This is a genomic window from Stenotrophomonas sp. STEN022, assembly GCF_056760155.1.
In genome coordinates, this window is the sequence record NZ_JBRREG010000026.1 from 43,035 (window position 1) to 50,562 (window position 7,528).

Genomic DNA, 7,528 nt, shown 5'->3' on the forward strand with positions numbered 1-7,528 from the left:
TACGCGGCAACTGGAAACCAGACGTGCAGCCAATACAAAACATAGACCGAGCAATTGGGATCAATCCTATTCGCCATTACTTCGATCGACCCCAGACTTCTGCTCCTCGTCGGGAGCAGTTGGTGCCTTGCACTCCCGGATAAAAACCCACTCGCCTTCGCGGGCGGCTCCATCTGGATCTGCAATGACCAATCCAAGCGCGCCTGCTGACGAAGCTGCAGCGATGACGCTCAACCAGACCAGCATCGAGGACACACTGCTGCAAAGTGTTTCCTGGACGTGCAATCACTACGACATGAGCCGCAGCGCCGCCGCACTGATTGCCGGTTTGCCGTGGAACGGCACGCTGTCACCTTCATTGGCATTGCAGGCGCTCAGCAATGCCGGTCTTACCGGTGGCGTGGTGAGACGCGTTCTGGCGCAGCTCCCGGCGCAGGTAATGCCGATCATTCTGCTACGCAAGCAGCAAGGCGGCTGCGTGCTGCTGGAACGCAGGGAAATCCGCGATGAGGAAAACAAGCGGCAGCAGCGCTACACGGTTATCCTGCCTGAGGTGTCCGCGGAGCCTGTTGATCTGTCGCTCGAAGACCTGGATGCGATGTATTCCGGTCACGCCATTCTGGTCAAACCCCGCGCCCATGTGGACAATCGTGCCGGCGACGCACTGCCGGAAGCCAAGGGCCACTGGCTGTTCAGCACCTTGTGGCGCTACCGTCGCTACTACCGCAGCGCGGCCATCGCCGCGGTGCTTGCCAACGTATTGGCACTGGCAAGCATCTTCTTCACCATGAACGTCTACGACCGCGTGGTGCCCAACCAGGCGTTTGTCACGCTGTGGTCATTGGGAATCGGCGTGATCATCGCGATGGTATTTGAAGCTGTCATCCGCTTTGTGCGCGCCCACCTATTGGATGTCGCCGCCAAGAAGGCTGATCTGGTTCTTGGCACCATGCTGTTCCGTCAGGCGCTGTCGGTGAAGATGGAGCACAAGCCTGCTTCATCCGGCAGCTTCGCCAATCAATTGCGGGAATTCGAGTCGGTACGCGACTTTGCTACATCGGCAACGCTGGCAGCAATCTCGGACCTGCCATTCGTGCTGATGTTCGTCGGCGTTATTTTTGCCATTGGTGGTCCGCTGGGCTGGATTCCGCTGATGATCCTGCCACTGATCGTCATCATTTCGGTCAGCATTCAATGGCCGCTGGCACGGGTCATGAAGGAAAACCTGCGCGAGTCCTCGCTCAAGCAAGGCGTGCTGATCGAATCCATTGAAGGCATGGAGACGCTCAAATCCACGGGCGGCACCGCCAATATGCAGCGCCGCTGGCAACATTTCAGCGCACTGCAATCGGCAACCTCGATGAAGTCGCGGCGCCTGTCCAGCATCGCCACTGGCACTGTCACCTTGCTGCAGCAGCTGCAGACAGTGGTGCTGGTCATCACCGGCGTCTATCTGATCACGGCCGGCACCCTCAGCATGGGTGCGTTGATTGGCACCGTGATGTTGGCTGGCCGCGCTACCGCACCACTGGGCCAGGTGATCGGTCTCGCCGTTCGCTTCCAGCAGGCCAAGGCCGCGCTGGAATCCCTGAACAAGCTGATGGAGATGCCGCAGGACCGCGACCCCGCCCAGGACTATCTGCCAACGCCAAACCTGAGCGGACAGATCGCATTGAGGAACATCGGTTTCGCCTATCCGGCCCCACCAATGCAGCCCAACCCGCCGGTGCTGACCGATATCAACCTGTCCATCGCCCCAGGTGAGCGTGTTGCCATCCTCGGCCGCATAGGCAGCGGAAAGTCGACCTTGCTGCGGGTGATGTCACGCCTGTACTCGCCGACCGAAGGACAGATGTTCACCGACGGACTGGATGTCAACCAGATTGATCCGGCCGATTGGCGCAAGGCGGTTGGCTTCGTCAACCAGGAAGCGCGCCTGTTCCATGGCACCTTGCGCGAGAACGTAATGCTGGGCTGCCCGGATGCCAGCGTTGAAGAGTTCGTGCGCATACTGCGGCTCACTGGTCTTGACCAGTTTGCCGCCTCACATCCGCGCGGTGTGAACCTGCCCATCGGTGAAAATGGCGACGGTGTATCCGGCGGCCAACGCCAACTGATCTCACTGGCCCGCTCCCTACTCGCCCGTCCGCGCCTGTTGCTGATGGATGAGCCCACCAGCGCCATGGACGCACAGACCGAAGCCCACTTCCTGGAGCACCTGCATCGTGCGACCAAGGCGCAGACGCTGGTGGTGGTTACCCATCGGCCCTCGCTACTCGCCCTGGTGGAGCGAGTGATCGTGATGGACAACGGTCGCGTAGTCGCCGACGGCCCCAAGGCGAACGTGCTCACCGCCCTGCGCGCAAATGCCTACGGCGAGGTGCCAGCGCCGGATGCCATGCGAACACCCTCTACCACGCCAGCAAGTTCTGCTGTGGCTCCCACTGCCGCAGTTGCGGTAGCGCCCACACGCGTGCATCGTCGCAAACCGCAGCACCAGGAGGTGCAGTGATGAACCTCTGGAAGAAACAGAAGAAGCAAGCCCTATCGATCAGCGCTGCAGACGCAGCCTTCATGGACGATGTCTCCGAATCACTGCTCTCCCAAACCACGCCGGGCTCGCTCGTCGTCACCTATATGGTGCTGCTGGTCATACTGGTCGGCGTCACTTGGGCACATTTCGCCCGCGTTGAGGAAATCACCAAGGGCGAAGCCAGGATCATCTCCAAGAGCCGTGAGCAGATCATCCAGAGCCTGGAAGGCGGCATCCTCGCAGAGATGTCAGCGCAAGAAGGCGATGTGGTCGAGCGTGGCCAGGTACTACTGAAGATCGACCCCACCCGCGCCAACGCCAGCTACCGCGAGGCCCTGAGCAAGGTCATTTCGCTCAAGGCCACCATTGCCCGCCTGCGCGCCGAAGCCTATGGCGAAGCACTGGTGTTCGATGCGCAGGTGCGGGAGTTTGAAACCGAAGTCGCCAGCGAGACCCGTGCCTTCAACGCTCGCCGTCGCGCGTTGGAAGAGGGTGTCGCCTCGCTCGAGCAGAGCTACGCTCTGTCGATGCGCGAGATCGGCCTCGCCCAACCGCTGGCAGCCAAGGGGCTGCTGTCTGACGTGGAACTGCTACGCATGCGCCGGCAGGCCAACGACATTCGCTCACAGATTGTTGAGCGTCGCAACCGCTACCGCTCGGACGCCAACTCCGAGTTGGTAAAGCTGGAAATGGAGCTGTCACAGACCAGCGAGAACCTGGTCGGCCGCGCCGACGTGGTTGAGCGCACCACCATCACCGCACCGGTGCGCGGCACGGTGAAGAACGTGCGGGTCAACACCGCTGGCGGTGTGATCCAACCCGGCGAGCATATTCTGGAAATCGTTCCGCTCGAAGAGCAGCTGTTGGTGGAAGGTAAGATCCGTCCGTCCGATGTGGCCTTCCTGCGACCCGGCTTGCCGGCAACCGTGAAGATCACCGCCTATGACTACGGCATCTATGGCGGCCTGAGCGGAACCGTTGAGTTGATCAGCCCAGACACCTTGAAGGACGAAGAGAAAGGCGCAGCCGGCCGCCCGGACAGCACCTACTACCGAGTAACCGTGCTGACCGACAAGAGCGCACTGGAAGCTGGCGGCAAGGAGCTGCCGATCATCCCGGGCATGATCGCCTCGATGGAGATCCGTACCGGCGAGAAGACCGTGCTGGAGTATCTGCTCAAGCCGGTATTGAAGACACGCGAAGCATTCCGCGAACGGTGATCGCCGCAGGAGGGCACCACCTTGCGTGGTCCCGGCAAGCACAGCGCGACTGGGGCTCCCCAGGTACTTCCCGCCAAGAACGGTACCTCCCAGCCGCGCTGTGCTTCCCCGGGCCACGCAAGTTTTTGGACCGCTTTGCTTTTGTAGGAGTGGCGTAAGCCCCGAAGCTGGGTGAAATTAATGACCGCGCACTCCGCAATCTGCGAATCCACCACCTTCGCGGCTTACACCGCTCCCACAACAACAAACGCTGGTGTTCTCTGGCAACAAAAAACCCCGGCTTGCGCCGGGGTTTTTCGTTCAACCTTTACTGCTCAACTACAACTCAGGCGTTGACCGAATCGGCCACGTCCTTGTAATCGCTGATCTGGTCGAAGTTCATGTAGCGGTAGATCTCGCTGCCAGCTGCATCCAGCACGCCAACGTCGGCCATGTACTCTTCCTTGGTCGGGATGCGACCCAGACGCGAGCAGATTGCGGCCAGTTCGGCCGAACCCAGGTACACGTTGGTGTTGCGGCCCAGGCGGTTCGGGAAGTTGCGGGTCGAGGTCGACATCGCGGTGGAGCCTTCGCGGATCTGTGCCTGGTTGCCCATGCACAGCGAGCAGCCCGGCATTTCCATGCGCGCGCCGGCGGAACCGAAGGTGCCGTACACGCCTTCCTTGGTCAGCTCGGAAGCATCCATCTTGGTCGGCGGTGCAACCCACAGACGGGTCGGGATGTCGCGCTTGCCTTCCAGCAGCTTGGCAGCGGCACGGAAGTGACCGATGTTGGTCATGCACGAACCGATGAATACTTCGTCGATCTTGGCGCCAGCCACTTCCGACAGGGTCTTCACGTCGTCCGGGTCGTTCGGGCAGGCCACGATCGGCTCGTGGATGTCGGCCAGGTCGATTTCAATGACGGCGGCGTATTCGGCGTCGGCATCACCCTGCAGCAGTTCCGGGTTGGCCAGCCATGCTTCCATCTTCTCGATGCGGCGGGCCAGCGAACGGGCGTCCTGGTAACCTTCGGCAATCATCCACTTCAGCAGGGTGATGTTGCTGGTCAGGTACTCGATGATCGGCTCCTTGTTCAGGTGCACCGAGCAACCAGCGGCCGAACGCTCAGCCGAGGCATCGGACAGTTCGAACGCCTGCTCGACCTTCAGGTCCGGCAGACCTTCGATTTCAAGGATGCGGCCGGAGAAGATGTTTTTCTTGCCAGCCTTGGCCACGGTCAGCAGACCGGCCTTGATCGCGTACAGCGGGATCGCGTTGACCAGGTCACGCAGTGTCACGCCCGGCTGCATCTTGCCCTTGAAGCGCACCAGCACCGACTCCGGCATGTCCAGCGGCATGACGCCGGTGGCAGCGGCGAAGGCAACCAGACCCGAACCGGCCGGGAACGAGATGCCGACCGGGAAACGGGTGTGCGAGTCACCACCGGTACCGACGGTGTCCGGCAGCAGCATGCGGTTGAGCCAGCTGTGGATCACGCCGTCGCCGGGACGCAGCGAGACGCCGCCACGAGTGGAGATGAACTCCGGCAGGGTGTGGTGGGTCTTGACGTCCACCGGCTTCGGGTAAGCCGCGGTGTGGCAGAACGACTGCATCACCAGGTCGGCCGAGAAACCCAGGCAGGCCAGGTCCTTAAGCTCGTCACGGGTCATCGGACCGGTGGTGTCCTGCGAGCCCACCGAGGTCATCTTCGGTTCGCAGTAGGTGCCCGGGCGCATACCCTTGCCTTCCGGCAGGCCACAGGCGCGGCCAACCATCTTCTGTGCCAGCGAGTAGCCCTTGCCGGTGTCGGCCGGCTGCACCGGCAGACGGAACAGGTCGGTGACCGGCAGGCCCAGCGCTTCACGCGCCTTGGGGGTCAGGCCACGGCCGATGATCAGCGGAATGCGGCCGCCGGCGCGCACTTCGTCGAACAGCACGTCGCTCTTGACCTGGAATTCGGCGATGACTTCGCCGTTCTTCAGTGCCTTGCCGTCGTACGGACGCAGCTCGACAACATCGCCGTGCTCCATCTTCGACACGTCCAGTTCGATCGGCAGTGCGCCGGCGTCTTCCATGGTGTTGTAGAAGATCGGCGCGATCTTCGAACCCAGGCAGACGCCGCCGAAGCGCTTGTTCGGGATGAAGGGAATGTCTTCACCGGTGAACCACAGCACCGAGTTGGTGGCGGACTTGCGGCTGGAGCCGGTGCCGACCACGTCGCCGACGTAGGCAACCAGATGGCCCTTGTCCTTCAGCGACAGGATTTCCTGGATCGGGCCGCGCTTGCCGTCTTCTTCCGGCACGAACGGCGCGTCGGGACGCTTGTTCTTCAGCATCGCCAGGGCGTGCATCGGGATGTCCGGGCGGGTGGTGGCATCCGGAGCCGGCGACAGGTCGTCGGTATTGGTTTCGCCCGGCACCTTGAACACGGTGATGGTCAGGCTCTGCGGCACTTCTGGCTTGCTGGTGAACCACTCGGCATCGGCCCAGCTCTGCAGCACGCCCTGTGCATTGGCGTTGCCGGCCTTGGCCTTTTCCTGCACGTCGTGGAATGCATCAAACACCAGCAAGGTGTGCTTCAGGCCTTCAGCGGCAATGGCGCCGACTTCGGCGTCGTCCAGCAACTGGATCAACGGCGCGACGTTGTAGCCGCCGAGCATGGTGCCCAGCAGTTCGGTGGCGCGCGCACGGCTGATCAGTGCGTTCTTCTCGCTGCCGAAGGCGATGGCGGCCAGGTACGAGGCCTTGACCTTGGCGGCGTCATCGACACCGGCCGGCACGCGGTTGGTGATCAGGTCGAGCAGGAACTCGGCTTCGCCAGCCGGCGGGTTCTTCAGCAGCTCGATGACGTCGGCCGTCTGCTGTGCAGTCAGCGGCAACGGCGGGATGCCAAGCGCGGCGCGCTCGGCTACGTGGTGGCGGTAGGCTTCCAACATGACAACTCCCGGGTGTATCGGTTAAAGAATGGATGGGCTCTCAGGCTTGCGGCACGATCAGCTTCAGGCCCTTGAAGTAGTCGCGATAAAACGTGTCGTTCCAGGTGATCAGGCCATCGCACTGCAGCAGTGCATGCGCGCCCACCATGAAATCGTCGATGCGGCGGTTGTCGCCGCTGCGCTGCCGGTGGCGGCGATGCATTTCGCCGGCACGCAGCGCGGATTTGGCTTCCAGCGGATTGAAATGGACACCCATTTCTTCCAGCGCGCCCTGCACCTCGGCACCACCGCGCAGCGAGGCGCAGATTTCGGCCAACGTGGTACCGCAGATGACCACCCGGCCGCCGACCAAGGCCTGCCGCAGGCAGGCTTCCACCGCGTCGGCACGTGGGCCGTCGCTGAGCAGCTCGATCAGGACCGGGGAATCGACGGCGATCATCATGCCTCGCCGGCCTCGTCACGGACGGTGCGCACGGCCTGTTCGGCCGACTCGAACCCGTCGAGGGCGAACTTGCCGCGGGCGCGGGAAATGGCGTCATCCACGCTCTTGCGCAGGATGATGCGACTGCCCTCCAGCTCAACCTTGAGCTGGGTGCCCTTGGTCAGGCCCAAAGCGTCGCGTACGGCCTTGGGCAGGGTGATCTGCCCGCGTTCAGCTACGGTGGCTTCCATGGGACCTCCAATGAAGTATGTACGAATTATACATACTTCGGTCGACATACCCCAAACCCACCTCTGCAGCGCCGAGCCATGCTCGGCTGAGCCTCACCTGTAGTGGGGGCGGGGGCGGGGGCGGGCGCCCCCCCCCCGAAGCGCCGGGCCCCGGGCGGGGGGGGGGGGGGGGGTGGTGTGTGGGGG

The 7,528-nt window shown here is 62.6% G+C and carries 5 protein-coding genes; 2 read left to right on the plus strand and 3 right to left on the minus strand.

Features of this window, described 5'->3' with window-relative positions:
• The first annotated feature begins 184 nt into the window (after nucleotides 1-184).
• Complete coding sequence (locus ACVOMF_RS07720; protein WP_481508756.1) at nucleotides 185-2,512, plus strand: type I secretion system permease/ATPase; 2,328 nt, start codon at nucleotides 185-187, stop codon at nucleotides 2,510-2,512.
• Entirely contained in the window at nucleotides 2,512-3,753 is a 1,242-nt protein-coding gene (locus tag ACVOMF_RS07725; protein ID WP_481508757.1) for an HlyD family type I secretion periplasmic adaptor subunit, read from the plus strand. Before ACVOMF_RS07720 ends, ACVOMF_RS07725 begins: the two co-directional genes overlap by 1 nt.
• A 325-nt stretch (nucleotides 3,754-4,078) precedes the next feature.
• On the opposite strand, the gene acnB is transcribed toward ACVOMF_RS07725, so the two are convergent.
• Genes acnB through ACVOMF_RS07740 form a run of 3 tightly spaced genes read right to left on the minus strand, consistent with a single transcriptional unit; the run spans nucleotide 4,079 to nucleotide 7,342 of the window.
• Complete coding sequence (gene acnB / locus ACVOMF_RS07730) at nucleotides 4,079-6,670, minus strand: bifunctional aconitate hydratase 2/2-methylisocitrate dehydratase (RefSeq protein WP_481508758.1); 2,592 nt, start codon at nucleotides 6,668-6,670, stop codon at nucleotides 4,079-4,081.
• A 40-nt stretch (nucleotides 6,671-6,710) separates the two neighbouring features.
• Complete coding sequence (locus ACVOMF_RS07735) at nucleotides 6,711-7,109, minus strand: type II toxin-antitoxin system VapC family toxin (RefSeq protein ID WP_481508759.1); 399 nt, start codon at nucleotides 7,107-7,109, stop codon at nucleotides 6,711-6,713.
• A complete protein-coding gene (locus ACVOMF_RS07740; RefSeq protein ID WP_282271410.1) occupies nucleotides 7,109-7,342 on the minus strand; it encodes an AbrB/MazE/SpoVT family DNA-binding domain-containing protein in 234 nt (77 codons plus the stop codon). The genes ACVOMF_RS07735 and ACVOMF_RS07740 overlap by 1 nt, the downstream gene beginning before the upstream one ends.
• Nucleotides 7,343-7,528: the final 186 nt, after the last annotated feature.

Excerpts from the sequence above, each read along its gene's own strand:
- ACVOMF_RS07720 (WP_481508756.1), top strand. The coding sequence starts at position 185 with ATGACCAATCCAAGCGCGCCTGCTGACGAAGCTGCAGCGATGACGCTC.
- ACVOMF_RS07725 (WP_481508757.1), top strand. The coding sequence starts at position 2,512 with ATGAACCTCTGGAAGAAACAGAAGAAGCAAGCCCTATCGATCAGCGCT.
- acnB (WP_481508758.1), bottom strand. The coding sequence starts at position 6,670 with ATGTTGGAAGCCTACCGCCACCACGTAGCCGAGCGCGCCGCGCTTGGC.
- ACVOMF_RS07735 (WP_481508759.1), bottom strand. The coding sequence starts at position 7,109 with ATGATCGCCGTCGATTCCCCGGTCCTGATCGAGCTGCTCAGCGACGGC.
- ACVOMF_RS07740 (WP_282271410.1), bottom strand. The coding sequence starts at position 7,342 with ATGGAAGCCACCGTAGCTGAACGCGGGCAGATCACCCTGCCCAAGGCC.